The organism is Neolewinella lacunae, from assembly GCF_014349155.1.
Lineage (GTDB): Bacteria > Bacteroidota > Bacteroidia > Chitinophagales > Saprospiraceae > Neolewinella > Neolewinella lacunae.
In genome coordinates this window covers 1-26,777 of sequence record NZ_JACSIT010000100.1, presented here as the reverse complement: position 1 = coordinate 26,777, position 26,777 = coordinate 1, and the positions used below count along the sequence as shown (strand labels likewise).

Here is a 26,777-nt window from a genome sequence, read left to right as displayed (position 1 = left end):
GGTTTCGGCTGTTCGCTAAAAGTGGCACGAAAGTAGATAAAATTGCGCGTACTGACGCAAATGCCGTGGCCAAGACGGTAAGGCCCTGACAGAATACTTACTTTTGTGGCAAATCATGACCGTAATCTAATGACCATACTCCGTCTTTGCCTCGCGCTTACCCTGCTGACGACCTTCCACAGCGCCCTCTCCGCCCAGCGCTTTACCGGCGACCGTGAATGTGCCACCGTCGGAAAATCCGAGTGGCTCAAGCGCTACCAGGCTGGAGAAATCGCCCCCGTGCCCAAATCTGCCAACACCCAGTACGTGCCCATGACGGTTTTTCTGGTGGGCGACGACAACGGCGTGGGATACATCGATCCCGTCCGCTTCCTCAACTCAATGATCCTGCTGAACAACGATTTCCGGGACATGAACATCCAGTTCTTCATCAAGGGAGACTTCCGCTACATCAACAATACCCGCTACAATAACCACGACTTTGCCACTGGCCGTCAGATGATGTCCCAGAACAACGTCTTCAACACCTTCAATACCTACGTCGTAGAAAACCCCGCCGGTGCCTGTGGTTACTACAGCCCTTCGCGGGACGCCATCGCACTAGGTAAAAACTGCCTCGGAGCCGGGGACCGCACCTGGAGCCACGAAGTAGGTCACTACCTCAGCCTTCCCCACACTTTTTATGGCTGGGAAAGCATTGAACGAATTGCCGACATCGAGCTGACCGAACGCGCGCCCACTACTCTCTTTTTCAACAACGCTAATGTGGAGGTAGAAAAAGTGGACGGCAGCAACTGCGCAACGGCCGCCGACGGTTTTTGCGATACGCCCCCCGATTTTCTGATGGAGCGTTGGGGTTGCAACGGCCTCGGCTTTTACCGGGACAGCCTCACCGACCCCGATTCCGTTCGCTTTGCCGTTCCGGCCAGCAACATCATGTCTTACGCGCTGGATAACTGCGTAGAGAGCTTTACCGAAGACCAAAAGGCAGCCATGCTGACCAACCTGGATGGCCGCATCGGTCTGGTCAGCAACGCCGGTGCCTCCACCGTAGGAGCCAACGTGGAAGACCTCACCCTCCTGCTGCCCGAAGACAACGCCACCCTGCCCTTCTCCGATTCCGTCGTCCTCACCTGGAGCAGCGTGCCGAACGCCGATTTCTACATCGTCCAGATGAACCGCACGACCAATTTCAACGGTGCAATTCTCAATTCTTTCATCACCAGCGATACCAGTGCCCTGATTACCGAAGGACTTATTTCCCGCGCCCGCTACTTCTGGCGCGTCCGCCCCGTCAACCGCTACGTTGTGGACGGCGATTTCGGTGAGGTTTTCCGCTTCCGCAACGGCGAATTTACCGTGGCCAGCATTGACCCCGCCCTCGATGCCACCATCACCGTTTCCCCCAACCCCGTATCCGGTGGACAGCAGCTCCGCATTCAGGGCCGCGACCTGGGCCTTAGCGGTACCCTCAGCTACGAACTCATCAGCGCCACCGGCCAGGTTTTACACGCCCGCCGTGGACTGAGCCTGAGCGCCAGCGGATTCAACGAACGCCTCGAAACCGGAGCGCTTCCCGCCGGCATCTACTTCCTGCGGCTTCAACTCAACGACCGGCTGGTTACCCGCCGGATCATCGTGACGCCCTAGACCAATTTATGCCAGGAGCTTCGCTCCTCTGTTTTCACCACTAATGACACGAAGTACACTAAGGGCACTAAGAGTTTGTGACAAAATTCTTAGTGCCTCTTCGTGTCCTTAGTGGTTCAAAAATGGTAGAGCCGTTGCACGGCGACTGCTTCCTTTTGGCCTTAGTCCCTCTTCATGTTCTTAGTGGTTCAAAAAAAGGGAGCGCAGCTCCCCAAATCTAAGTAGTTCAAAAAAATGAAAAGCTTCGCCCCGATTCCCTAGCTTAGCGGGCATGAAAATCCTCCCGCTCCTCCTTCTCCTTTGCTCCTTTGTCCCTACTCCCCCCTTCGGGGGGTTGGGGGGGAGCACCTGCGTCCGCGCCCAAACTTCCGGTTCGAGTGCTTACCGAACCCTCTACGACCTGCCCTACCGTCCGGAAAGTGCCGACCCCTACGCACGCGAGCGCTGTAAGCTCGACCTATACTACCCCACCGACAGCAGCGGCTTTGCCACCATTGTTTTCTTCCATGGCGGCGGACTCGAAGCGGGCGAAAAACACTTTCTGAACGCCTGGGAGAACGCCGGCGTGGCCGTGGTGAGCGCCAATTACCGCCTATCCCCCCGGGTAAAAAACCCCGTGTACACCGAAGACGCCGCTGCCGCCATCGCCTGGACGCTGCAGCACATCGGCGATTACGGCGGAGACCCGGCGCGGATTTACATTACCGGCCACAGCGCGGGGGGCTACCTGGCCAGCATGGTTGCGCTTGACACTACCTACCTGGCCGCCCACGGCGAACATCCCGATAGCCTGGCCGGGCTCCTCTCCTTCAGCGGACACACCATTTCCCACTTTACCGCCCGCAAGGAAAACGGCCTGGCCTGGAACGATGTCCGCGTCGACCAGTATGCCCCCCTATCCCACCTCCGCATCAGTCCACTGCCCATCGTCCTGATTACCGGCGACCGCGAAAAGGAGCTCTTCGGCCGCTACGAAGAGACGGCCTACTTCTGGCGCATGCTCGTAGCCAGTGGCCACCCCGATGCCACCCTGCACGAACTGGCGGGCTTTAACCACGGCAATATGGTCGTCCCCGCCGCCCAACTGACCCTGAACTGGATCCGCGAACGCGAAGCGCAGCAACGCAAAAAGAAGCCCTGAAAATGCAAATCCCCCCGGCACCAAAGCACCGGGGGGATTTTGCAAAATAGTTTTTACGACAAACGAAAGCCTATTCTTCTTCGAGCTTGCTCAAGTCGATGGAGTAATCCGGCTTTTCAACGGGTGCTGCACCTTCTTTCTTCTTGGGTGCTTCGCCCTTCTTGCGTTTCTTAGGAGCAATCATGACGTTCATGCGCCGCTTTTCCATTTTTGGCATGGCTTCGGCACTACCTACGTCTTCGAGCTCTTTCATGAAGCGCAGCAGGAGGAGTTCCCCCCGGTCTTTAAAGACGATACTGCGACCGCGAAACTGGACGTAGGCTTTCACCTTGGCTCCGTCTTCGAGGAAGGCGCGGGCGTGGCGCAGTTTGAATTCAAAGTCGTGCTCGCCCATGTTGGGGCCGAAGCGAACCTCTTTGACCACGGTTTTCACCGTCTTGGCCTTCATTTCTTTGTCCCGCTGCTTTTGTTGGTACAGGAACTTACGGTAGTCAATGATTTTGACTACGGGTGGTTCCGCATTGGGGCTGATTTCGACCAGGTCCAGGTCTGCTTCGCGGGCCCACTGCTTAACGCGGCGGGTATCGTAAACGTCACCGGCTTTGATAGGCGCATTCAGCTCGGCGGCCAGGTCCTCAACGTCGTCGCCCACCAGGCGAACTTCCGGGACCCGGATCATATCGTTAATGCGGTGCTTGGGAGCGGTGTCCTCCCTAGTAAAAGTGCGTTTGCGGCCGCCGCCTCCTCTTCTTCTACCCAAGTAAAATGGTCATTTAGTTTAAAGATAATTGGCGCTCACCGGGGTGGTGCAGGCGCAATGGAATACAATATTAAGGCTTTAGGGCCGGATAATGTTCCACCTCAGATCGTTTTTGCCGGGTAAAGGGTCCAAAACGACGCGAGCCAGGGGAAAATCCCCCGGCTCGCCTCAAAGGTAGGCATTATTTACTACCGGACCTTAGAGAAAAATCCTCTCCGGTCCGTTGCTATCGCCCGGTGACTTACTCCTTGGAGTCTTCCACTACGGCTTCGCTTTGCAGAATGGTCAGGCCGTCTTTTTCCTCGTTCATCTGGGCGATCAGCTTGGCACCACCGCCCGGGTTGTTGTTAAGGATGAATTCGGCCAGTGGGTACTCGATGTACTTCTGGATGGCGCGGTGCAGGGGCCGGGCACCGAACTGCGGGTCGAACCCTTTCTCGGCGACAAACTTCTTGGCTTCCTCGTCCAGCTCGAGGCTGAATTCCAGGCCGGTGAGGCGCTTGTAGAGGTCGTCCAGGGCAATGTCGATGATGCGGAAAATCTCGTCCTGGCCCAGGGCATTGAAGATCACCACGTCGTCAATCCGGTTCAGGAACTCGGGAGAGAAGGTGCGCTTCAGGGCATTATTGATCACCGCCTTGCTGTTCTCTTCAGCGTTGGCTTCCCGCGCCTTGGTGGCGAAGCCGACGCCCTGACCGAAGTCTTTGAGCTGGCGTACACCAATGTTGGAGGTCATGATGATCATCGTGTTCTTGAAGTCGACCTTGCGTCCCATGCCGTCGGTCAGCTGACCGTCGTCGAGCACCTGCAGCATGATGTTGTAGACGTCGGGGTGGGCCTTTTCGATCTCGTCGAGCAGGATGACGCTGTAGGGCTTGCGCCGGACTTTCTCCGTCAGCTGGCCACCTTCCTCGTAGCCTACGTAACCGGGAGGGGCCCCGATGAGGCGGCTGACGCTGAATTTTTCCATGTACTCCGACATATCGATGCGGATCAGGCTGTCTTCACTATCGAAGATGTACTTCGCCAGGGCTTTGGCCAGCTCCGTCTTACCTACGCCGGTGGGGCCCAGGAAGATGAAAGTACCGATGGGCTTCTTGGGGTTCTTGAGGCCCACGCGGTTGCGCTGGATGGCCTTCGTCACCTTGGTAATGGCATCGTCCTGGCCAATGATGGCCTGCTGGAGATCTTTCTCCATATTGACGAGCTTCTTGCTCTCGTTCTGGGCGACGCGCCGGACGGGAATGCCGGTCATCATCGAAACGACCTCGGCGATGTCTTCCTCGTTGACGGGGTAACGTCGGGTCTTGGAATCCTCCTCCCACTTCAGCTTGGCCTCTTCGAGCGAGCGCTGGAGCTTGCTTTCCTGATCGCGCAGGTCCGCCGCTTTTTCGTACTGCTGCCCTTTGACGGCGGCGTTTTTCTGCTCGCGGACTTCCTCGATTTTGGCTTCCACCTCCTCGATGTGCTTCGGCACGCTGATGTTTTTGAGGTGGGTGCGGGCACCTACCTCGTCGAGCACGTCAATGGCCTTATCGGGCAGGAAACGGTCGGTAATGTAGCGGTCGCTGAGCTTCACACAGGCCTCGATGGCATCTTCGGAGTAGTTCACGTTGTGGAACTCCTCGTACTTGGGTTTGATGTTGTTGAGGATGTGTACGGCTTCTTCGGCGCTGGGGGGATTGACGAGCACTTTCTGGAAGCGACGGTCGAGGGCACCATCTTTTTCGATGTGCTGGCGGTATTCATCCAGGGTGGAAGCACCGATGCACTGCAGTTCGCCCCGCGCCAGGGCGGGTTTGAAGATGTTGCTGGCGTCGAGCGAACCGGTAGCACCGCCGGCCCCCACGATGGTGTGGATCTCGTCGATGAACAGGATCACGTCGCGGCTCTTTTCGAGCTCCGTCATGATGGCCTTCATCCGCTCTTCAAACTGCCCGCGGTACTTCGTGCCGGCCACCAGGGCGGCCAGGTCGAGCATCACGATGCGCTTATCGAAGAGGGTACGGCTGACGCGCTTTTCCTTGATCCGCAGGGCCAGACCTTCCACGATGGCGGTCTTGCCCACCCCGGGTTCGCCGATGAGGATCGGGTTGTTTTTCTTGCGGCGGCTGAGGATCTGGCTGACGCGCTCAATCTCGGTCTCGCGGCCGATGATGGGGTCCAGCTTGTTTTCGTCGGCCAGGGAGGTGATGTCGCGGCCGAAATTATCCAGCACGGGGGTGCGGCTTTTGGCGTTACCGGCTTTGCGCTGGCCGCCCTGGAAACCCCGGCCCTGGTCGCCGTCCTCGTCGTAGGAATCTCCTTCGTCGGGGGCTTGGTTCAGGGGCAGGTCGAGGTCTTCGGTAAAATCTTTTTCGTCTTTCACGTAATCGAGTTCTGCTTTGTAAATGTCGTATTCCACTTCAAACTGGCGGAGGATTTTGGCCGCCGGCAGTTCCTTGTTGCGCAGAATAGACAGGATGAGATGTTCGGAGCTGACCACGGAGGTTTTCAGGGCTTTGGCTTCCAGAAAGGTCACCTTGAGCACGCGGTCGGCTTTGTCGTTTAAGGGCAGTTGAGAAATAGTGTGGCCACTGGTTTGCCCGCCGATGCGGTTGACGTTTTCCCGGACGGCTTCTTTGAGCGCATCCAGGTCGACGGACAGGTTGCGGAGCACCCGGTTGGCCAGGGAATCGGGCAGGCTCAGTACGCCCAGCAGCAGGTGCTCGGGGCCCACGTAGGCGTGTCCCATCTTCTCGGCTTCCATTTTGCCCCGGGCCATGGCTTTCTTTATTTCGGGGTTAAATTCCCGCTGACTAGGATTCATTTGGTAAATTTTTGTCGGTGCTAAATGGAGAGTGTCGGGCGCTGACGCAGGTGCCGGGTAAGGAACCAGGGAGCAATGCAGTTGGCCAGACTTCAGTTAGGGCGGAAATATAAGGTTCCGCCGTGTTGAAAGTATAACCTTCCGTGGAATAACCGTGCCATGCACCGCCGCCTGACAAAAGAACCTGACAGATCGCCGGTTGGGGGTACAGCCAAGTTCTCGGGTCGTCCAACTGGGAATCAAAACAAAGAATTGCCCGATTTGGTTGGGGAATGACCCTACCCGGAGCTGCCTTTCGCGACAATTCTCCCCTCGCGGGAGTCTTCTCCTCCCCCGGCACCACCGTTTTCAATGGCGGGCCTGCTCCCCCTGGAAAAGTAAAAGCAAGCAGGGTCATCACGGCTTCGCAGAAAAAGCTACCTTTGCGCGAAATAAGATTTAGCACGGTATGAAATTCAGCATCGATAAGCAGGAGCGTTACAGCATCATCAAGCCCGAGGAGGAGAACCTCAACTCTGGCGTAGCACCGCAACTGAAATCGGAGTTCGTAATCCTCGCCAATGAAGGCATTACCAACCTCATTCTCGACCTCAGCTCGGTCAAGTACGTCGATAGCTCTGGCCTGAGCGCCATCCTCACCGCCCGCCGTCTGTGGACCAACCTCGGTACCTTCGTCGTTACCGGCGTAGACCATCCGGCCGTGAAGCGCCTCGTCGAAATCTCTAAAGTAGATTCCGTCCTCACCATCCTCCCTACCCTGTCGGAATCCACCGACTTCGTCCTGATGGAAGAACTCCAGCGCGACCTGCAGGCCGAAGCCGAAGGCGACCTGGAAAGCGACGAACTCTAAGCCAGCTGCAAGTCCCGGCGTTGATTCCCCGGTAGGGGTTGGTGCAACTATCCTGGCGACGGGGCGGTTAGCGGAAGCCTATAGTTGAACCACCAATGCCCCCTTGGCCATGTCTGCTTCCGCCTCCCTGCCATTTTCCCTCACCGTCTTGGGCACCAGCGGCTCCGTACCCGCCCACGGCCGCAACTGCTCCGGCGTTTTCCTGCAAACGCCGCTGACTGACGTCTTGATCGACTGCGGCGAAGGGACCCAAATGCAGTTGCAGCGGGCAGGGCTCAGCCTGGGGCGTTGCAGTACCATCCTCATCTCCCACTTACACGGAGACCACTACTTTGGGCTGCCGGGCTTGCTCAGCAGCTTGTCGCTCAGCGGGCGTACGGCACCATTGCTCATTGTCTCTCCCCAGCACCTGCGGCCGCGCCTGAGTCCCTTATTTGAGTTGGACCGCTTCCCGATGCCCTACCCTCTGGAATTCCGGACTTACTCCGCCACCGCCCCGGAGCCCCTTCTTTCGCTCCCTGGCCTGGAAGTGCTCTCTTTCCCCCTGCAACACCGGGTGCCAACCAACGGCTACCTGCTGCGCGAAACGCCCCGCGCGGGAAATATCCGCTCGGATAAAATCGCGGAATACGCCATTCCCTGGCCCGCCATCCCTGCCATTAAGTCCGGTGGCGACTACCACACGCCCGATGGCCAGGTGATTCCCCACGCTGAATTGGTGAGCCCCGCCCCGCCACCACGCAGCTTTGCCTACTGCTCGGATACCCAGTACTTCCCGGAGCTGGCCAGCCACGTCCGGGGCGTTGACCTGCTCTACCACGAAGCCAGCTTCCTGGATGATCTGCGCGACGAAGCCCAGCAACGCGGCCACTCCACCGCCCGCCAGGCCGCTACCGTAGCCCACGACGCCGGGGCTGGCGAACTAGTAATGGGCCACTTCAGCAGCCGCTACGCCAGCCTGACCGACCACGAAGAAGAAGCCCGCACCATCTTCCCCAACAGCCACGCTGGGCGGGAACTGGGCCAGTATGCGGTGCCTTTCGTGGGCAGGGAGGACAGGGGAAAGGAATAAAGGGGGAAAGGAATAAAGGGGGAAAGGAATAAAGGGGAAAGGAGGAAAGGAATAAAGGAGGAAGGGAGTTTTCGGTACGTTTCGAATTGCTTAGTGCCCCTTAGTGACCCTTACTTGCTTAGTGGTGAAAAAAGAAGCTGCGCTGCAGTTTCCTGATGTGGCTACCCCTAGAGTACTGAAACTGCGCGGCGGGAGGTGGGCATCCCCGGATTATGGATGCTGCGCGGCGCTTTCAGTCCCAGTCACAAGATGCTCCACTAAGCAACCGCCAACGCCGTAAGCGGAAAAAAGACCAGGAGTCCCAAGCGGCAATGGTAGCCGAAAGTGCGGGATCATCCTAGCCTCACCGCAAAATTAAAAAAGTCGGCAAAAGCTTGTTTGTTGTCAGTATAACTGCGCTGCTGCGTAGGGCTGTCACGCATTAGCTAGGCTGCTGCCTACGGCGGGCACGCATTAATTCACTCATTCACTCATTCACTCATCGACTCCCGCAGGTACTTCGGTGCCCGGAAGCGCTGCCCGTAGCGTTCCATCAGTTCGCCGCAGCGCACCAGGAAGGCCTCCCGTCCGTAGCTTTCGACGTAGCGTAAGACGCCGCCAGTGTAGGCGGGGAAGCCCCAGCCGTAGCAGCTGCAGAGGTTGGCCGCCGCCCGTTCGGTGACGACGCCTTCCTGCAGGCACCAGCCCGACTCGATGACCTGGCTGAACAGGAAGCGGTCTTTCATGCGCCGGCGGTCGTAATCGGTCTTTGTAACGGGAAAGTGGGTTTCCAGGTCCGTCCACAGCAGGGCCGAGCCATCTGCCTCGTATTCGTAAAAGCCCGCGCGTTTCTGACGGCCGGCGCGGCCCAGGTCGTCAAGCATTTTGTGCAGGGTGGGCACGGCGGGGTGCTGCTGGTACTGGTCGCCGTAGTGCCGGGCCGCCTGCTGCTCGTAGCGCAGGATCAGGGCCAGGCCCAGTTCGTCGGCCAGCGCCAGCGGCCCGCTCTTCATGCCCGCCTGCCGGCCCATGTTCTCGATGAGCGCCGCAGGGTAACCTTCGTTGAGCATCGTGACGCCTTCGAGAATGTAAGTATTGAGCACGCGCGCGGCGAAGAAGCCCCAACTGTCTTTGACCACCACCGGCAACTTCCGGATGGCGGTGGCAAAGTCGAAAGCCCGCGCGATGGTCTCCTCACTCGTCTTTTCCCCTTTAACGATCTCCACCACGCTGGTTTGCTCCGCTGGCGGGAAAAAGTGAATCCCCACGTAGTTCTCCGGCCGCAGGCTCTCCGCCCCCAGCTCGGTGATGGGAATGGAGATCGTGTTGGTGGCAAAAATGGCAAACTCGTCGAGCTGCTCTTCGGCTTCGCGGGTGACTTTCTGCTTGATCGATTTGTTCTCGAAAACGGCCTCTACGACCAGGTCGCACCCCACAAAGTCGGTGGATTTGTCGGTAGTGGTGATGCGCCGCAGCAAATCCTGCCGCTCCTGGGGCTGGAAGGTTCCCCGCTCAATGTATTGGTCAATGCGCTCCACGACGTACTCCCGGCCGCGGTCGGCAATGGGCTGGGAAACGTCTTTAAGGACCACCTCCAGTCCATTGCGCAAACACAGAAAAGCGATCCCGGAGCCCATCTGCCCCGCCCCGATGATGCCTACGCGGCGGGGGCGGAATTTGCCGTAGCCTTTGGGGCGCCCGAGGCCGCGGCGGACTTCCTGCTTCTCAAACCAGAAGGTGGAAATCATGCTTTTGCTCACTTCGCCCGTAACCACCTTGGCGTAGTAGCGGCTGTCGAGGCGGTAGGCCGTGGTGAAGTCGAGCTTCGATGCCTCGGCCAGCAGGTCAATGAGCGCGCGGGAGGCCGGGTAGAGGTCGTTGCTATCGGCCGAGAGGCGGGCGGTGAGCAGGCGGATGCGGTGGCCAAGGTTGGGGTCGGCGGCCGTACCGCCGGGGATGGTGCCGGCGGGATCGTCCCAGGGCCGCCGCGTGGGTGGGTCGGAGAGCAACCAGGCTTTGGCCTTGCGGATGAGGTCGGCGGGGTCCTGGGCCAGGGCATCGACGATACCTACTTTGAGGGCTTCCTGCGGGCTGTAGCGCCGGCCCTCCAGCAGCAGCGGGAAGGCCCGCTCGATGCCCAGCAACCACATCAGGCGAATGACCGCCCCGCCGCTGGGGATGAGGCCGATCTTTATTTCCGGATGACCGAGGCGGATTTTCGGGTCGGCCAGCGCAATCCGGTGGTGGCAAGCCAGGGCCAGCTCGAAGCCCGTGCCGAGGGCATCGCCGTTGATGGCCGCCACCACGGGCACGCCCGGCATCTCCAGGTCGCGCAAGAAAGCCTTGAGCGTCTGGGCCGAGGCGAAGGCGGCGGCAGGGTCCGTCAGCTGCCGCAGGTAGGCCAGGTCGCCGCCCTGCAAAAAATCGCTCTTCGCCGAAGCAATGATGACGCCGCGCAGGCGCTGGGCTTCTTTCTCCTTTTGCAAATGGGCAATGACGGGCTGGAAGGCAGTGACCAGCTGGTGGTTGAGCAGGTTGCTGGTGCGGCCGGACATATCCAGTACCAGCGTCACGATATCGTCGGTGTCTTTGCGGTAGTTGATCATGGTTGGACTGGGGTTTAGGCGATCCTTTCTACTACGGTGGAAACGGCCAGGCCCGCCCCGGCGTCGATGGTGAGGCTGCCCAGGGTCAGGTCGCGCCGCTCCAGCTCGTCGAGCAAGTGGCAAAGCATCATCCCCCCCACGGCCCCGAGGGGTTCGCCCAGGGCAATGGCGCCGCCCAGGACGTTGAAGCGGTCGTCGGGGATGCCCAGCTGCTGCTGAAAACGGATGGTCGGGGCAGCAAAGGACTCGTTGAATTCCCAGAGGTCGATGTCCTGCCGCTGCAAGCCCGCCTGCTCCAGGGCCAGGTCGCAGGCGTTCACGCCGCCGGAAAGGAGGGTGGCGTCAACGGCACTGAGGGCCACGGCGCGGATTTTAGCGCGGGGTTCAAGCCCGAGATTGCGACCCGATTCCAGGTCGCCCAAAAGACAGAGTGCGCAGCCGTCGGCGGCCTTGCTGGTATTGCCCGTGGTGTGAAGGTGGGCGATGTGGTCTACGAGCGGAAAACGGTGCAGCGCCATTTCGTTGAAGCCCGCCAGCCCCATTTCGGCGAAGCGGGGCGGAAGTTCCCCTAGAAACTCAGTGGTAAGGTCTTGGCGCGGGATGCGGTCTTCGGCCAGGATGACCAGCCCGTTGGCATCGGTGATGGTCTCCAGGCTGGCGGCGAAGTGCCCGGCCTGGGCCGCAGCGATGGCCTTGGCGTGGCTGGCCAGCGCGTAGGCATCGAGGTCGGCACGGGAAATCCGGTGGGTACTCGCTACCAGGTCGGCAGCCACACCCTGCGGAATGTAGTGGCTGTTGATCACCGTTGATGGATCATTCATCATCGGCCCGCTGTTCAGGTAGGTCGGCACGCGGCTCATACACTCCAATCCGCCGGCAATCATCACTTTGCCGTAACCAGCCGTAATGCGCGCAGCGGCGAGGTTGATCGCCTCCAGCCCCGAAGTGTTGAAGCGGTTGATTTGCAAGCCCCCGCGCGCCTGTGCCCAGCCCGCGTTGAGCAGCGCCGCCCGGGCAATGTTGTAGCCCTGGTCGCCCGCCGGCGTATTGCAGCCAATGATCAGGTCGTCAATGCCCGCCGGCAAGTCCTCCCGGCCACTGCGCCGCTGAAAGGCCCGCAAACACTGGCTGAGCAGATCAATGGGTTTCACCTCGTACAAGTCGTCCGTACCATCGGCCCGCCCCCGGGGGCTGCGCAAAACATCGTAGATAAAGGCTTGGGTTGGCATGGGGCGGAAAGGACTAAAACTTCAAAAGGCAGCGGGACCCTAAAGGTTCGCGGTTTGGGCGCGGCCGCAGGTGCAAGGCAAGGATACCCCCCAACCCCCAAAGGGGGAGAGCAAGGCCCCCCAACCCCAGAGGGGAGAACACCCGCCAGCGCTTCTCGCAAAGTTATACTCCCCCAACTAAAACCCGACCGAAAAGACGCACTTCCACAAGACTAATTTCTGGCTCCAGCGCACTGATTCGCCTCTTCCGCCAAATGTTAAATTGTAAATTGTAAATTGTAAATCCCTCAACTAAGCCAAGCAATAGCCCGCTTCCGCTCAGTAGTAGAAAACGCGGCCAGTTCCAGTCCCGGCGTCAGCAGGTCGCCCAATTTGACGGTGGTCTTCAGCCAGGCCTGGTCGCCAATGATGGCCATCCGCTCCACGTTTTTGTAGTTCTTGATGCCCGCTTTGATGTCTTCCAGCAAAGCCTGTCCCGAAAAGCCGGTGTTGACGACTTCCAGCATAATGCGGGCCTGCCCGAATTTCGCGGCCTGCTCTTCAATGAGGGTATTAATGCGGTCGTAATCGGCCACCTGCATTTTCCCAACGATGGCCAGGCCCAGCAGGCGGGTGTCCCCCAGGTCAATTTCCGTCAGCGCTTCCGAGCTTTGGGGGGTGGGGTCTATTTTCAGCCAGGCGTGGGCCAATTCCCCTTCGTTCAGGGCAAAAGTCTTGATCTCCATGCGCGGTGTGAGCCAGTCGATGCTGCCCGTCAAAGTCGTCAGCCAGGCGTGGTCCGTCAGGATGGCGTACTTCTCAATTTTATCCCACAGCTCTTTCTTGGTCCGCAGGGTGTTCCAAAAGGTTTGAAAACTCTGGAAACCGCCCACGCTTTTGATGTTGCCGAGGAGGCGGAGTTTGCCGTGGGTGAGCACCTTGGCCTCAACGGCCATCATCAACTTGCGGATGCCTTCTTCGTCAACCTCCCCGTCGAGGGTGAATCCGAGCAGGTTAGACTGGGACAGTGGAAATACCGAGATCATGCGGACTAATTTTGAAGTAAAACACAAGCTACGCCGAATGGATGTTTACCCTCACCAAATTTTCGACCAACGCCCCTCCCTCGGCGACCAGCTTAGCCAAAGGTATTGTCGCAGCTTTAGCCCGACCCCTCCACCCAAGGTATTGTCGCGGCTTTAGCCCGACCCCTCCGCCCCAGGTACTGTCGCGGCTTTAGCCCGACCCCTCCGCCCCAGGTATCGTCGCAGCTTTAGCCCGACCCCTCCACCCCAGGTATTGTCGCGGCTTTAGCCCGACCCCTCCGCCCCAGGTACTGTCGCGGCTTTAGCCCGACCCCTCCGCCCAAGGTATTGTCGCGGCTTTAGCCCGACCCATTCTTATCCCATGGAGTTCCTTGGAGTTGGGCATTGAGTACCACGGAGTATTCAGCAACTCCCCATTAACTACGCTGCTCCCTACGGCGGTAGCCCATTCGCTCATTAGCTAGCGCTGCGGCCTACGGCGGTCGTTCATTCGCCCATTCAATCATTCACGCATTCGCTCATTAACAAGTCCGTACCTTACCCCCCACCAGAACAACCCACATGTTACCCTTATCCTCCGACTTAGTCTTTTTCGACCTCGAAGCCACCGGCCTCAACATCGTCCAGGACCGCATCGTCCAGATCGCCATGATCAAGCTCCACGCCGACGGCCAGCCCGCCACGGAGTTGGAAATGAAGATCAACCCCACCGTCCCTGTCTCCCCGGAAGCCCTCGCCATCCACGGGCTATCGAACGAACTGCTGGCCACCGCGCCCACCTTCGCCGACGTCGCCCAGCAGCTCTACGACTTCATCGGCACGGCAGACCTGGCCGGCTACAACTCCAACCGCTACGACGTTCCCCTGCTCCAGGAAGAATTCTACCGCGCCGGCCTCTACCTCGATACCAGCCAGCGCCGGCTGATCGACGCCCAGCAGATTTTCTACCGCATGGAGCCCCGCACCCTCAGCGCCGCCCTGCGCTTCTACGCCGGTAAGGAAATGGAAAACGCCCACGATGCGCTAGCCGACGTCCGCGCCACCGTCGATATCTTCCGCGGCCAACTTACCCGCTACGCCGACGCCGAGTACACCGACGAAAACGGCCAAACCTCCCGCCCCTTCACGTCCATGGACACCGTTGCCGCCTTCTGCCAGGACGATCGTTTCCTCGACGCCACCCAGCGCCTGAAACGCGGCCCCGACGGCGTGCCCCACTTCAACTTCGGCAAATATGCCGGCCAAGCCGTCGCCGAGGTCTTCGCCAAAGACCCCAGCTACCTGAAATGGATCCTCAGCAAAGACTTCAGCACCGAAGTCAAAGCCCTCGTCCAGGCCATCGACAATGCCCGCCGGGGAAAATGATCCGCCGTACCGTACTTGGTTGACGGTCTCCCCACCCCTCCCCGGAAAAAACCCCGGTGGAGGGTGTCCGTAAGCCCCCCTCAACCGGAAATATCCGGGGAACGGGGACCACCAACCCCATCACTCCCCTTCCGGAAAGTAGGCCGGATGATCAGCCGCAAACTCTGGTTGTAATTGATGTAGTTCGCCACCCAGTTCACAAAAACGAACAGCTTATTGCGGGTGCCGAGGATGGCAAAGAGGTGCACCAGCAGCCACACCAACCAGGCCATAATGCCCCCGAAGTGAAATTCCGGCCTGAGCAGGTCCACCACCGCACGGGCGCGGCCGACCGTAGCCATGCTGCCTTTATCGCGGTAGTGGAAAGGCTCCCAGTCTTTTCCATCCAGGCTGCGGGCGAAGTTGCGCGCCAGGCGGTCGCCCATCTGGATGGCCACCTGCGCCACCTGCGGATGCCCCTTCGGGAAGGCCGCTTCTTCCAGGTAGGCCACGTCGCCAATCGCGTAAATGTTGTCCACCCCCGCCAGGCGCAGGTAAGGATCTACGGCCAGACGGTTACCGAAGGTGAGGGCCGTTTCGGGTAATCCGGGGATGGGCGCGCCCTTAATGCCCGCCGCCCAAATGACTTTCTGGGTGGGGATTTTTCGCCCATCCTGCAAGGAAACGATGTGCCCGTCAAAATCCGTCACCCGGCTATCAAGCAAGACTTTCACGCCCATATCCGTCAGGTAGCGCAGGGCCTTCGCACTGCTCCCGGCGCTGAAGCCTTTGAGGAGTTCCCCGCCCGACTGGATCAGGTAGATGTCCACCTCCGCTGCGATGTTCAGCTCGGGGTAGTCTTTGGGCAAGACGTGTTTTTTCATCTCCGCCAACGACCCGGCCAGCTCTACGCCCGTGGGCCCGCCACCGACGATCACGATGTCCACCAGCTCCTGCCGGGAGTCGTAACCGGGCGTGGTCAGGGCGTCTTCGTAGTCGTCCAGGATGTTGTTGCGCAGGTACAAGGCCTCCGAGACCGACTTCATCGGGATGGCAAACTCCGCGATGTTGGCGTTGCCAAAAAAGTTGGTATCTGCGCCCGTGGCCACAATCAGGTGATCGTAGTTGCAGTGCCCGAAAGGCGTGTGGATTCGTTTGGCGGCGGGGTCCACCCTCGTCACCTCCGTCACGCGGATGTAGACGTTTTTCTTGCCCTGGAAGAGCTTCCGGAAAGGAAAAACGATGCTGCTAGGCTCCAGTCCCGCCATCGCCACCTGGTAGAAAAGCGGCTGAAACTGGTGGTAGTTGTTCTTATCGATCAGCACCACCTGGTAGGCACTGCGGCTCAGTTTGCGGGCCAGCTTCAGCCCACCAAACCCTCCCCCCACGATGACGATGCGCGGCAGGTCGCTTTCGGGGATATTTATCTTGGTGGTGGCGTCCATAGGCTTATTCTTCGGCTTTGCGGCAGATCAGGGGCAAGACCGAGTCGTACCAATCGATCAGGCTGATTGACCGGGCCAGTTGCAGGTCTTCGCAGGCTCCCGCCAGCAGGTTGTTGTCCATGCGGGTCTGTCCGCGCACGATGCGGAAGCGCCCGTCGCGGGGGAAGTAGCTCACGGCCTGGTCCATTTTCAGGAGGCCTTCGGCGAGGGTGGTGCTGTCCTGGGCCAGCGCCTGCCCTTCGTTGATGAGGGTGACCGCATCGTTGTAGTAATCGATGATCTGCTGGCAGCCCGGATTTTCGGGCGCGAAGGTGAAGCTGACCTCGTAGGCCGCCGTCACTTTGCGGCCATTATACTCCGCCGGGCGCCATTTGCCGTACGACTTGGTAGCGACGTTGATGGCCTCGAAGGTAAAGTCGGTGCCCAGGTCGTTGTAGTCCGTCACGTCCAGTACGTCCACCGAGCCGTTGGGCCGGACGAGCAGCTGGATGTCGAGCTGCCCGATGCGGCAACTGTCTTCGCCGGAGGCCGGGTACTTGATGTTTTCGGTGAAGTAGGCCGCCAGGTCACCGTCCTGTCCAATAAAGGCCAGGGGCGTGGTCGGCTCGGTATAGATCGTATCTCCCTCCACCAGTACGTAGGGTTTGGGTTCTTCGAGGCGGAAGCGGATGGGCAAGACGAAGTTGAAACGCACCGGTTGGCCGTTCTTGTAGGCGGGCCGGAAGCGCACCTCATTGGCCATCCCGATGACGCTGCGCAGCGCCGCCAGGCCCAGTTGTCCACCCGGGTCGCGCATGATCCGCGCCGAAGAGATCAGGCCCGTTTTTTCCACCACAAAGCCGATGACCGCCATGCCGCTGATGTTTTGGTCACGCGCCTCCGCCGGGTACAGTACCCGCCGATTGACGTAATCCAGCAGGCTGGCCTGTGAACACTCGGCCTTGGCAGCAGCCGTAGTATCCAGCCGCTCGCAAGGCGTAGGGAAACGCGCCACCTCATCGACAATATCGTAAATCGTCGTATCGCCCAGGGCAAGGGCAGCAGTGTCGGTTTGGGCAAACAGCGCCAGGGGTAGGCAGCAGATCAAGGAAAGGAAAAATTTCATCGGCAGAAATACTTGTGTTTAGGGATGTGGGCAGGCGTTTTTCTTCAATTCAGGCTGCAAAGATATCATTTCTGCCCATGGAGTGACAGGGAGTTAGAGCATGGAGTTGCATGGAGATTTTTTGCGGAGGTGCTGACGTTTCACGTCGCAGCACTATTTGAGCCGTTTCACGGCTCCACCCTTATTGAACCACTAAGGACACTAAGAGCACTAAGTACACTAAGGTTGGGGCTGCGCAGTGGCAGGTGAGGTGAAGACGTTTTACGTCGCAGCTGTGGTCAAGATCGGTTCCGGACCTCTGGTCCGGCCGTCACTTCTGCCCATGGAGTTACATGGAGTTGGAGCATGGAGTTGCATGGAGTTTTTCGACACCTCTGGAACGATTTATTCTCCGAGGCATCTTTTGCCGTATGAAATAGACAAATGTTCCTCGGTGGCGTAAATCGTTGGGCAGTCGGGCTAAAGCCGCGACAATACCTTGAGCAACCTTCGGAGGCAGGAATCGCTGGGCGCTGCCGCAGGATGCAATGATTGTCTTTTAAGAGCAAAGCGGGGTCGACGCAGAGTATCTCGACCAGGGGTTTGATTTTAGCTCACTTCATCTTGAACTACGCGCAATACGGAAGCCAATGTCCCTGTCCCTTCTCGTCGGAGGGGCATCATAATTGCGATCGGCCGCTCGGCATCCTTCAGGATCGCTGAGCCAACTACCACCTCGAGTGGTACGATTGGAGCCTTGATTACCTCCTTTCGGATTATTTTGCGTATTTTTAGGATAAGCATCGTACCTGTCCCAAGTCCATTCACCTACGTTGCCGCTCATCTCGTGCAACCCAAACGCGTTGGGACTATTCAAACTACCAACGGCAACTGTTTTTTCTCGGTACCACCCCCCATCAAAATAGGGGGGATGGACGATTTTCTCATTGAACATTGCTCTATCAGCTAAGTTAATTTCTTCGGTGGTAGCAAGGTTCTTACCATTACCAAACCGTACCTGCTTCCCACCCTCTCGTGCTGCATATTCCCACTCCGCTTCTGTTGACAAGCGGTACCCATTGACAGACCAATTAGCGATTACTTCGTCTCCATCTATCTGATAAAAAGGTACATATCCATGCTGCTCACTCAGCCAGTTACAGTATTCCACCGCGTCGTACCAACTCACGTTGATGACGGGATACTGGCCCCTACCCCACCCTTCATCATCAGGCTTTTCCCGCCCGGTACTTTCACAGTACAAGTCGTACTCGGTGAAGGTGACTTCGTAGCGGCCAAGGCTAAAGGGAGATAACGTCACAGTATGCACTGGCAGCTCGTCATTGTACCCCTCCCCGAAAGTGTCGCCCATCTGGAAGGTGCCACCAGGCACCGCCACCATATCCGGCGCAGGCGGGCGGGGGGTAGTCTGCTCGGGCACCACGCTGGGCGGGGTAAAAGTGATAAAATTCCCAATCACCAATTGGTGGGTGTTTTTGGCGGTGGCATCCAGGAAACTTTGGATTTCGGCGTTGGAAATGCCCAGTGATTCCTCCTCCCTGAAATTGGCGTCGCGGCCCAGGAAGTAGTCCCCCGCCAGCAGGCCACTCAGGTAGACGAAGCCCTGCTCCGTACCCAGGCGCGGGCGGGCCACGTACTCCCGCAGCGCGACCTGCATTTCCGCTTTCGTGGGGTCCAGGATGGTGCGCACGTTGAAGCCAGCGGCGCGGAGTTGCTCCGTCATTTCCGCCGTTTTCTCCGCCATGCCCGCGATGTCCGGGAAGCCGGGGTCGTCGTACTGGGTGACGGCAATGACCAGGGCCGTGTTGCCGCCGCGCAGGGCCTGGATTTCCCGGGCGAAGGCGGGCGGCGAAGGCTTTTGGCCGAGGAAGAAGAAGTTTTCAACGGTAATACGTACTGGCGAAAATTCTACTTTGGGATAGCGCGCCTTGAGGCCTTCCGCCATGTCGCGGGCGGAATACAGAACTTCGCCAGCTCCGTTCCCGCGCCAGAAACCCGTCAGATAGTCTTGCAACTGACCTGCTTCAGTAGCATTACCCCGCTGGTACAGAAAGTAATTCCCCTGGCTGTTGCCCCACTGCGCCAGGCGCTGGGAGACGATATCGTTGTCGGTATTGGTGGTGAGCGGATCCTTGGCCAGCTCCCAGCGGTAGTCGCCCAGGTTGCCCCGGCGGCGCTCCTCGTACTGGTAGCTCAGCGTTTGTTGGTCGCCGGCCGCTGAGGCCAGGTCCAGGCGGTAGGTCAGCGCGGGCTGGAGGTCCCGAAAGGCGAAGCGGCCAGTGGCGTTGGTCGTCACGGCGGTGCCCCCGGGTGAAAGGGTCACGGTGATGGCGGGCTGGGGCTGGCCGTTGGCATCCACCACCCGGCCCTGGAGGGTGTAGCTGGCGGGCAGGACCGGGCCGGGGTCGGGAATATCCCCACCGCCCTCCTGGTTGATGACGGCCCGTACCCGTTCGAGCATGGTGCGCAGGTTGACGGGGGCAATGAGGGTCAGGGAGTCGAAGTAGCTGCCCGCCGTGAGGCTATCGATTTGCCAGTAAATGCCTTCCGCGCGGGTCAGTTGTGCGGCGGCGGGGTGGTTCGGCGTGCCGTAGTATTTCAAGTAGGCTTCGTAGCGCCCCAGCTCCGCAATCCCCAGCAGGTGGGCAAAGTGGTGGCGGTAATTGCCTTGGGTGTTGTCCACCTGCAGCTCTAGGGCGCGCTTAAGGTAGGCGTGCAGCGAGTCCACTGCGGCCAGTTCCATCCCTTCAAGAGCGTCGCCCAGGTTGTCGAAGAAGTTGTCCTCACTTTGCTGTTGTTGTTCCGGACCCTGCACCTGCGGCCGCGCCCCGGGACTCACCTCGTCCACCATCCGGTAAAATTGTAAGAGGGTCAGGGCGGAGACGTCGTAGGCGAGGGCCAGGCGGTTGCTGTCGGCCAGGGGATAGACGCCGCCGCGCAGTTCGATGGCTTCGGCGAGTTTTCCGACGGCGATGACCAGGGAGTCGGTGCGGCCGGTGCGGGCCGTATCGCTGGGCAGGGCGGCGGTGCGGTCCCAGATGCCAACGGCTTCGTTGTTGCGTTGCAGGGCCGGGTCGTCGAGCACTTTCGCCTGTTGCCACCAGGTGGGATCCGCGCCGGGCGGCAGCACGTTGGCCTGGCGCTGGAAGCGGTACATGGGGTAAAAAAGCAGGAGGCAGAGGACGATGATGCCCAGGCGGCCGGCCAGTTGCTGGCGGCGGTCGCGGGCATTTTCTTTGCTGCTTTGCTGGAGCCAGCGCGTCAGGTTGGGCGCGGCGTCCTGCTCGGTTTCCGTCAGTTGGCTGCCCTGCGCGCGGCTCGCCACCCTGTCAAGTTCGGCCAGCTGCCCGCCGGAGAGGAATCCCACGCGGCGCAATTCCTCCACCGCCCGGCGCTGCTGCGGGTCCTGGGGGTCAAGGGCGAAGGCATGGACGGCCGACTGCGCCGACCAATCCGCCGCCGCAAAGCTGTTTTCCACCTGGCTTTTTACGGCCGTGAGTTCTTCCAGGACCGCTTCCCGGGCCAGCTTTTCGTCGGCCAGCGGCAGCTCCGCCAGGAAGGCCAAACGCAGCTCGGTCGGCGGTCGGTTTTCCGCCAGCCAGGGGATGCGGCTCAGGCGCAGCAGGCGGTTGTGGGTGACCTCCAGGCCCAGGGCGCGGCCGATGGCGATGGTGAGGTTCCAGTCCGTTTGGGCGTTGACGGCCAGCGCGGTGAGCCAGCGGAACAGCTCGGGATCGTCGGCCAGGTAGTCGCGGTGCTCGGCCACGGTTTCCCACTGCCGGTAGCGGCAGCTGGGCTCGGGGTGGCGGTGGGCCTGTTGTTTTTCCCAGCGGGCGTAAGGCCCCGGCTGGTACTCTTCGGTGTCGTTGAGGGCTTCGAGTCCCTCCTGGATGCCCGCCGTGGTGAGGGGATGGAGGTGGGCCTGGCGGTGGAGCAAGACTTCCTGGTACGACCAGTCGGCCACGGGCTCGGTGGTCAGCACCAGGCGGCGCGTCCAGTTCAGCAGCCAGCGTTCTTTGGCGGGGTCGAGGCGGGGCTGGCGGCTTTCGTAGGCATCGACCAGACCGTGGGCCGACCCAATGAGCAGCAGCCGGTGCTCGGGGTAGCGGCTGCGGAGTTGGGCGGGACTCCACCCGTTGGGGTGTTCGTCGTTCCAGAAGTGCTCGAAGTTGCCCTGGTGGTAGTAGACGGTCAGGGCGGCTTCGCGGGCGACGAGGAAGTCGGTCAGCCGCCGCAACAGGAGGTCCTGCTGGTGGAATTCGTCGGTGCTTTTCACCAATGCCAGGTAGCTGGCCGGTTGCTTGCTGGCGCGGTCGCGCCAGCGGGGGAAGCCGCCTTCACGGATGGTGGCCTCCACGGTGGCCGGTGCGTCAAACACCCGGCGCAGGCCCTCTTCGCGCACCCGCAGCAGCCCGGCGATGCGGAAGAAGTCGGCCGGCACACTGATCTGCCCCGCCTGGCTGCGGTAGGGAATCTGGTACGGACCTTTATCGTGGATGGGATAGGCGGCCGCCAGGGCTTCGTCGCTCCGCGCCGCACCCGCTTTTCTCCGGTCTTTCCAGTACTGCTCGTGGTAGGCGAAGAGGTAGATGCCCAGAAAAAGGAGGAAGAGCGGCAGCCAGTTTTTGATGCCCAGCACCAGGCGGGGCACGTCGGCCCGCAGGCTAAGCGATGGCAAAACCGGCAGGTTTTCCCCGACGCTCAGGTTTTCCGTGCGGGTGGTGAAGCAGAAGTCGGCGTTGCCCCGGCGCACGGCCGTCAGCTGGGCCACGTAAATCCCCTGCTCCGCAAAGCGGTACCTGACCTGCGCCAGCCCCGCCGCGCCAGTCGGAAAAGTCAGCGTGTCTGTACCGATGATCAGGCGGTAGTCGGTGTCCGCTTCCCGCTGCACCCCGAAGCGGTAGGTCGTGGCTTCCAGCAGCGGACCGGTGGGAAACTGGGCGCCGGCCAAACCCGGCAGGTCGGCGCAAAAGACATCCACGGTGCTGGAGGCCCGGGCCACGGAATCCGCCGAAGCGACGTGGCTGCCGTCCAGGCTCACGCGCAGGGTCGTGCCCTCTGCGGGCCCCGTTACGGCGTAATCGAAGTCGTAGCCCGTGGTTTCGTAGACCAATGAATCGCGCACCAGGTCTTCCACCGTCCAGCGGAAAGCCGCCGAATCCTCGGCACTGCCCGCGGGCGTCAGGTTGAGGAAGCGCAGGCGTTCGCCGACCTGCTGCCGGGGGTCAGTATCCTCCGGCAGACGGGGGGCGGCGGCGAACCTGACTTCCGTAGCGGGTGCCCCCGTTGCCGGGTAGAAATATGCGTAGATGCTTTTCCCGAAAAACGCCGCCACCAAGGCCAGCACAAGCAGCGGCAGCCAGCGGAGCCAGCGGTTGGTGCTTTGCCGGGCGCTTTCCGCCTCCGCTGCGTCACTTGGGGCAGCGACGGCCAGCTCGAGCTCGGCCAGGTAATCGTCCCACAGCACGTAAAACTGCCGTTGTTCGGCGGGGTTGCGCACCACGTAGGGCGCCAGCAGGTATTTCAGGTCGGCGAAGCGCCCCAGGTATTCGCTGCCCCGTTCGTGCAAGACCCGCCGCAACTGAAACTCCCGCCCGGCATCCACCGGGAAACCGGCGGCGCGCAACCTCCGTACGAAGGTCGCCAACGGCAAGGGCAGATGAGGGGGCAGTTCGGGCACGGCAGCGGGTGGGATCAGAGGAGTTTACGGACGGCCTCGAGGTCTTCCTGGGTCTTGACGAGGAAGGAGAGGTTGTACTCCTGGAGTTGCTTGCGCTCGGCGGCGTTTTTGGCGGCAAAGTTTTGCATCTCCAGCAGCTCCAGCCAGCCCAGCAGCTCGGCCGTAGCGGGTTTTTTGCGCGGACTGGCGGCTCGGGCGTCGTAGAAAAAGCCGATCAGCTCTTCGCGGGCCTGGGCGGTAGCACCGGTGGCGGCCCCGAGGTGCTTGCTGACGATGGTGCGGAGCAGCGGATCATCCTGGGCCGGAAATTCGATGTGGAAAAAGGCGCAGCGGCGCAGGAAGGCGTCGGGCAGGTTTTTCTCGGAGTTGGAGGTCATGATGACGACCACGGGCACGTCTTTGCCGCGTTCGAGCTCGGTGTTGGTCTCGCGGAGGAGGAAGCGCTGCCGATCGATTTCGTCGAGGACGTCGTTGGTAAAATCCCGGGGCGCTTTGTCGATTTCATCGATCAAGACGACGCAGCCCTGGGCTTGGTCGTGCCAGTCGTCGCCCACCATTTTCTGGTAGGCGGGGTTGGGTTGGCTCAGGGCGATGGCGCGGCCCAGGGCCTGTAGTTCGAGGTAGTCGCCGATCTGCACCCCGCCGTCGCGTTTCAGGTTGGCGGCCTGGAAGTGGGAGAGCGCGTCGTAGGTGTAGAAGAGGTCGCGGGCCTGGCTGCTCGTCTTGGTGGAAAAGCGCAGGGGCTCGGGCCGGAAGTGGAAGGGTGCGCCCTGGTACTTTTGGTGGAGGTACTGGGCGGCCCAGTCGGCCAGGGTGGTTTTTCCTGTCCCGGGTTCGCCGGTCAGCAGCAGGGGCCGGCGGAGGTGGATGGCGCCTTCGAGTGCCTGGAGGAGGCCGGCGGGCAGTACGTAATCAGCGGCTTGGTAGGCCATGGGCATCAGTTTTTTTGGCGGAGGCTTTCTCCTTTATTGTAAGCATCAATCAGGCGTTGGAGCGTGGTGATGACGTCTTTCATGTCGTGGGTAGCCAGAGCGGCGGGAAAGTGCCGGGCCACCATTTCTTCGGCTTCCAGGCCCTCGGCCAACAGGGGCGGGTGGCGCGTAAACCACTCGGCAATCTCGGCGGCGGAGACGGGCTGTAGTTCTTCCATCGCCTGCCCGTACTGCCGGGCGGCAATGGCTTCGGCCACCTCCTGGCGCACGGCTGGTTTGTCTTTGGGGTATTCGAGGCCGAAGAAAAAGTAAAATTTGGGGGCCGTTGACGGTAAGGTGCAGTTGCAGAAAGTCTCGTAGAGGTTCCGCAACACGGGCGGTACCACGGCCTTGTTCCAGTTGTAGTGGTCGAGCCGTACGGTAATGCAGACCGCATCGTCGGCCGTCAGATTGCTGAGGCGCGGACTGCTCATCAGGTCCGCCAGCGTCTTGTTTTTCAGGTCCTGGAGATTGTTGACGGGGCCGACGAACTTTTCGACCAGGCTTTTGAGCAGCAGGATCTGGAACAACTGGGCGTTGCCGCGCGGCTCGGGCTTGGTGTCGATCATAATCGGCTGCCGGCCGTGGAAGGTCTCCGTCAGGGCGGCGGCTTCGAGGCGGCGACCACTTAGTTCCAGGCCGAGGCGTTGCACCAAGGCAGGGCCTTCCTGCCGCAAATCGCCGTGGAGGTAGTAGAAAAATACCCGGCAGTCGGGGTCGGGACTGAAAAAGCGGTCCATCTCGAACTGCTCCACCTGCGGGGTGCGATTGACGCCCAGGGCGTGGAAATCGGGCACCTGCCGGGCCTGTTCGGTGAGGTCGCGGACGGCCGCGTGGAGGTCCGCCGGCACCAGGCGGTCGATGATTTGCAGCAGCGCGTAGTTGATCTGGTTGCGCTTCAGGCGGATGTCCTTGTCTTCCAGAATGCCGTTGATGATGCCCTCCTGGAGCTCGCCGAAGCTGGCTTTCTGGGTCATCGCCTGGTTAAAAGCCTCGCCGCTGCCGGGCAGCACTTCGCCCAGCAGGCGGTCCAAAACCTCCTCCGTCCGGCCATCGCCGATCAGGTCTTTGAGTTCACGTTGGAGGGCGGCTAGCATATGGGTTTCCCTGGTCCGGCAAGCGTTTTACTGCGCCAATTTACGATTTTATCCATAGGTGCTCTCGTAAATTGAGAAGCAGGAAATGGCGCGGCCGCAGGTGCTCCCCCCCGCGGGGCCGTCTAAAAAGTCAGCCCCAAAGCTGTGGGGTGCGCCACGGTGGCTGTGCTGGTTGCGTTCTGACACATTTAAGAAAAAATATGTGTTCCTTTTTTGGGCCTCCCCACATGCTGGGTGGGCCTTCAGGGAGTTAAAAATGCCGTCTAGACGGATTTTTGGGCCGTTTTAGGTCATTTGGGCCCTTTGTACGACCGGAGTAAGCAGACTACGCCCTTGCTCAATCGATAATTTATGTAATCGACGAAGATTTGTGGCTATCGAAAGGAGGCCCATCTCAATGTTAACCCCCGTAAGTCCCTTTAGTGTAAACCGACGTCTTCCCAGATTGGCCTTCAAGTTGCCAAAGAAGCCCTCGACTTCTGCGTTACGGCGCAGGCACTTTGCTCTACCCTCTTTCGTGCTCAGACGAGCTCGGGCTTGCTGGCGATAGCTTTGACCTTTGTGGCTAATGGTTACCACTCGGTTGCCGTCTTGTTTATGACACATCCCGCGCAAGGGGCAGCCTATGCAATTGACGGCTTTGTACTTACTTGTTTCACGGATATACCCACTTGCTGTTTTCTCCTCTCCCTCTCCACAATACGTCATATGCTGACCCATGGGGCATATCAGCACATTTTGCTCTTCGTTATAGTATAACTGGCTTGGCGCAAATGGCGCTTTAAGTACTCCTTGCTCTTCCTTGTAATAGCCCGGGTATTTGAGGTAGGCTTCTATCTCCTTGCCCTCACAATAGCGATAGGCCTCTTCGTTGCCATACCCCGCATCGGCTGTAATGGCCTTGGGCAAGTTCAATCCGATTTGGCTTAAGATCGATTCGGTGTCTTCAAGATGAGGAATGAGGCAGGCCGCATCAGAAGGCGTCTGGTGCATTGTCCAGTTTACAACAAAGTGGTTTTCCGTTCCCACTTGAGCATTGTAGCCGGGTTTTAGCTCCCCGTTGCCCAAGTGGTCGTCTTTGGGCCTCATGAACGTAGCACCATGATCCGTTTTAGAGTAAGACGACCGATCTCCCAGTAATTCTTGCTGGCGCTCATATTCCTGGAGTTTGGGCAAGGACTTGCTCTCCAGGTTTTTCAGTTTTGTCTTTGCCTTTTTGACCTCTTTGGCTTCCTCCTTGGTGCTGGGGGACTGACTTTCTAAGGCTTTGTTGAGTCGATCAATCGTTTCTTGGACTGCTGCACTGTCGCTGAGTTTGTCCCCTTGATCATCCCCATCGGCAGCTTGCTCATCCTCTTTATCCGCTTTTTCACATAAAGCGTCAATCTGAGAAACGATCATCCCTATCTGGTCTAGCACCGACTTCTTGTAACGCTCAACGTTTGACTTCCAAACGAAGGTGTACCGGCCAGCTACTGACTCCAGTATAGTGCCATCTAAAAAGTAATCATCCAGCTTGACATAGCCTTGTTCATGTAAAGTCAACAAAACGTGGGCAAACACTTCCTTTACCCGGCCACCCATGCGGTGCTTGCGAAAGTTATTGATCGTATTGTGATCGGGAGTGGACATCCCACTTAGCCACATGTAGCACACGTTCTCATAGCAAGCCTTCTCAATCGAACGAGATGAGTACACCCGATCAGAATAGGCATAAACCAACACCTTAAGCAGCATCCGAGGAGAGTACGCGCTACTGCCACCTCCTAAATAGGTGCTTAGGATCGAATCAATGTTCATCCCATCTATAATCTGGCTGATCAGCCGCGCCTTATGATGAGGCGGTACCATGTCGGCAAGATGTGGAGGGAATAGCAAGCCTTGGTTCTGGAGGTCAGGCTTGAAAACTGCTCTTTTTGTGCTCATCGGCTACGGGGATGGGAACAGCCTCAAAATACTACTTTTTCGTATTTTGTACCAGAATGCCCCCCTAGTAGACTTTTTAGACGGCCCC

The 26,777-nt window shown here is 59.6% G+C and carries 16 protein-coding genes; 5 read left to right on the top strand and 11 right to left on the bottom strand.

Translation table 11 applies throughout. The features are described 5' to 3' along the window. Window positions 1–129: 129 nt before the first annotated feature. Together H9S92_RS09880 and H9S92_RS09875 are read left to right on the top strand one after the other, a co-directional pair. Window positions 130–1,650 (top strand): T9SS type A sorting domain-containing protein, encoded by a 1,521-nt coding sequence (locus tag H9S92_RS09880; protein WP_187466548.1) that lies wholly within the window; start codon window positions 130–132, stop codon window positions 1,648–1,650. 271 nt (window positions 1,651–1,921) lie between these two features. Further along, window positions 1,922–2,791 carry an alpha/beta hydrolase gene (locus H9S92_RS09875; RefSeq protein ID WP_187466547.1) on the top strand — a complete coding sequence of 290 codons (870 nt, stop codon included), beginning with the start codon at window positions 1,922–1,924 and terminating at the stop codon, window positions 2,789–2,791. Window positions 2,792–2,861: 70 nt separating this feature from the next. Here the strand turns inward: H9S92_RS09875 and infC are convergent, their stop codons facing one another. Continuing rightward, window positions 2,862–3,479, bottom strand: a complete 618-nt coding sequence (infC, locus tag H9S92_RS09870; protein ID WP_406612145.1) for a translation initiation factor IF-3 — start codon at window positions 3,477–3,479, stop codon at window positions 2,862–2,864. Between the two features lie 313 nt (window positions 3,480–3,792). After that, window positions 3,793–6,360, bottom strand: a complete 2,568-nt coding sequence (locus tag H9S92_RS09865; protein WP_246463786.1) for an ATP-dependent Clp protease ATP-binding subunit — start codon at window positions 6,358–6,360, stop codon at window positions 3,793–3,795. A gap of 448 nt (window positions 6,361–6,808) precedes the next feature. Here H9S92_RS09865 and H9S92_RS09860 point away from each other — a divergent pair, with 448 nt between their 5' ends. Both H9S92_RS09860 and H9S92_RS09855 read left to right on the top strand, forming a co-directional pair. Further along, the gene (locus tag H9S92_RS09860; protein WP_187466546.1) at window positions 6,809–7,210 is read left to right on the top strand and encodes an STAS domain-containing protein; all 402 of its coding nucleotides are present in this window, start codon (window positions 6,809–6,811) and stop codon (window positions 7,208–7,210) included. Between the two features lie 109 nt (window positions 7,211–7,319). Beyond that, the gene (locus H9S92_RS09855; RefSeq protein ID WP_187466545.1) at window positions 7,320–8,282 is read left to right on the top strand and encodes a ribonuclease Z; all 963 of its coding nucleotides are present in this window, start codon (window positions 7,320–7,322) and stop codon (window positions 8,280–8,282) included. 470 nt (window positions 8,283–8,752) lie between these two features. Here H9S92_RS09855 and H9S92_RS09850 read toward each other — a convergent pair whose 3' ends face one another. From H9S92_RS09850 to H9S92_RS09840, 3 genes are all read right to left on the bottom strand, one after another. After that, the gene (locus H9S92_RS09850; RefSeq protein WP_187466544.1) at window positions 8,753–10,867 is read right to left on the bottom strand and encodes a 3-hydroxyacyl-CoA dehydrogenase NAD-binding domain-containing protein; all 2,115 of its coding nucleotides are present in this window, start codon (window positions 10,865–10,867) and stop codon (window positions 8,753–8,755) included. A 14-nt stretch (window positions 10,868–10,881) separates the two neighbouring features. After that, complete coding sequence (locus tag H9S92_RS09845) at window positions 10,882–12,096, bottom strand: acetyl-CoA C-acyltransferase (protein ID WP_187466543.1); 1,215 nt, start codon at window positions 12,094–12,096, stop codon at window positions 10,882–10,884. Between the two features lie 287 nt (window positions 12,097–12,383). Beyond that, window positions 12,384–13,121 carry a SpoIIAA family protein gene (locus tag H9S92_RS09840; protein WP_187466542.1) on the bottom strand — a complete coding sequence of 246 codons (738 nt, stop codon included), beginning with the start codon at window positions 13,119–13,121 and terminating at the stop codon, window positions 12,384–12,386. Window positions 13,122–13,682: 561 nt separating this feature from the next. On the opposite strand from H9S92_RS09840, the gene H9S92_RS09835 reads away from it, so the two are divergent. Next, complete coding sequence (locus H9S92_RS09835; RefSeq protein ID WP_187466541.1) at window positions 13,683–14,486, top strand: 3'-5' exonuclease; 804 nt, start codon at window positions 13,683–13,685, stop codon at window positions 14,484–14,486. A gap of 80 nt (window positions 14,487–14,566) precedes the next feature. Here the strand turns inward: H9S92_RS09835 and H9S92_RS09830 are convergent, their stop codons facing one another. The 6 genes from H9S92_RS09830 to H9S92_RS09805 form a co-directional block, all read right to left on the bottom strand. After that, window positions 14,567–15,910, bottom strand: coding sequence for an NAD(P)/FAD-dependent oxidoreductase (locus H9S92_RS09830; protein WP_187466540.1), 1,344 nt, complete (start codon window positions 15,908–15,910; stop codon window positions 14,567–14,569). Between the two features lie 4 nt (window positions 15,911–15,914). Beyond that, entirely contained in the window at window positions 15,915–17,015 is a 1,101-nt protein-coding gene (locus H9S92_RS09825; protein WP_187466539.1) for an energy transducer TonB, read from the bottom strand. A 598-nt stretch (window positions 17,016–17,613) separates the two neighbouring features. Beyond that, the gene (locus tag H9S92_RS09820; protein WP_187466538.1) at window positions 17,614–22,695 is read right to left on the bottom strand and encodes an SUMF1/EgtB/PvdO family nonheme iron enzyme; all 5,082 of its coding nucleotides are present in this window, start codon (window positions 22,693–22,695) and stop codon (window positions 17,614–17,616) included. Window positions 22,696–22,709: 14 nt separating this feature from the next. Beyond that, window positions 22,710–23,627: an AAA family ATPase gene (locus H9S92_RS09815; RefSeq protein WP_246463784.1), complete on the bottom strand. Its 918-nt coding sequence runs from the start codon at window positions 23,625–23,627 to the stop codon at window positions 22,710–22,712. Window positions 23,628–23,632: 5 nt separating this feature from the next. Continuing rightward, window positions 23,633–24,763, bottom strand: coding sequence for a hypothetical protein (locus H9S92_RS09810; RefSeq protein WP_187466536.1), 1,131 nt, complete (start codon window positions 24,761–24,763; stop codon window positions 23,633–23,635). Window positions 24,764–25,048: 285 nt separating this feature from the next. After that, window positions 25,049–26,689 (bottom strand): IS1182 family transposase, encoded by a 1,641-nt coding sequence (locus H9S92_RS09805; protein WP_187464761.1) that lies wholly within the window; start codon window positions 26,687–26,689, stop codon window positions 25,049–25,051. Between the last annotated feature and the right edge of the window lie 88 nt (window positions 26,690–26,777).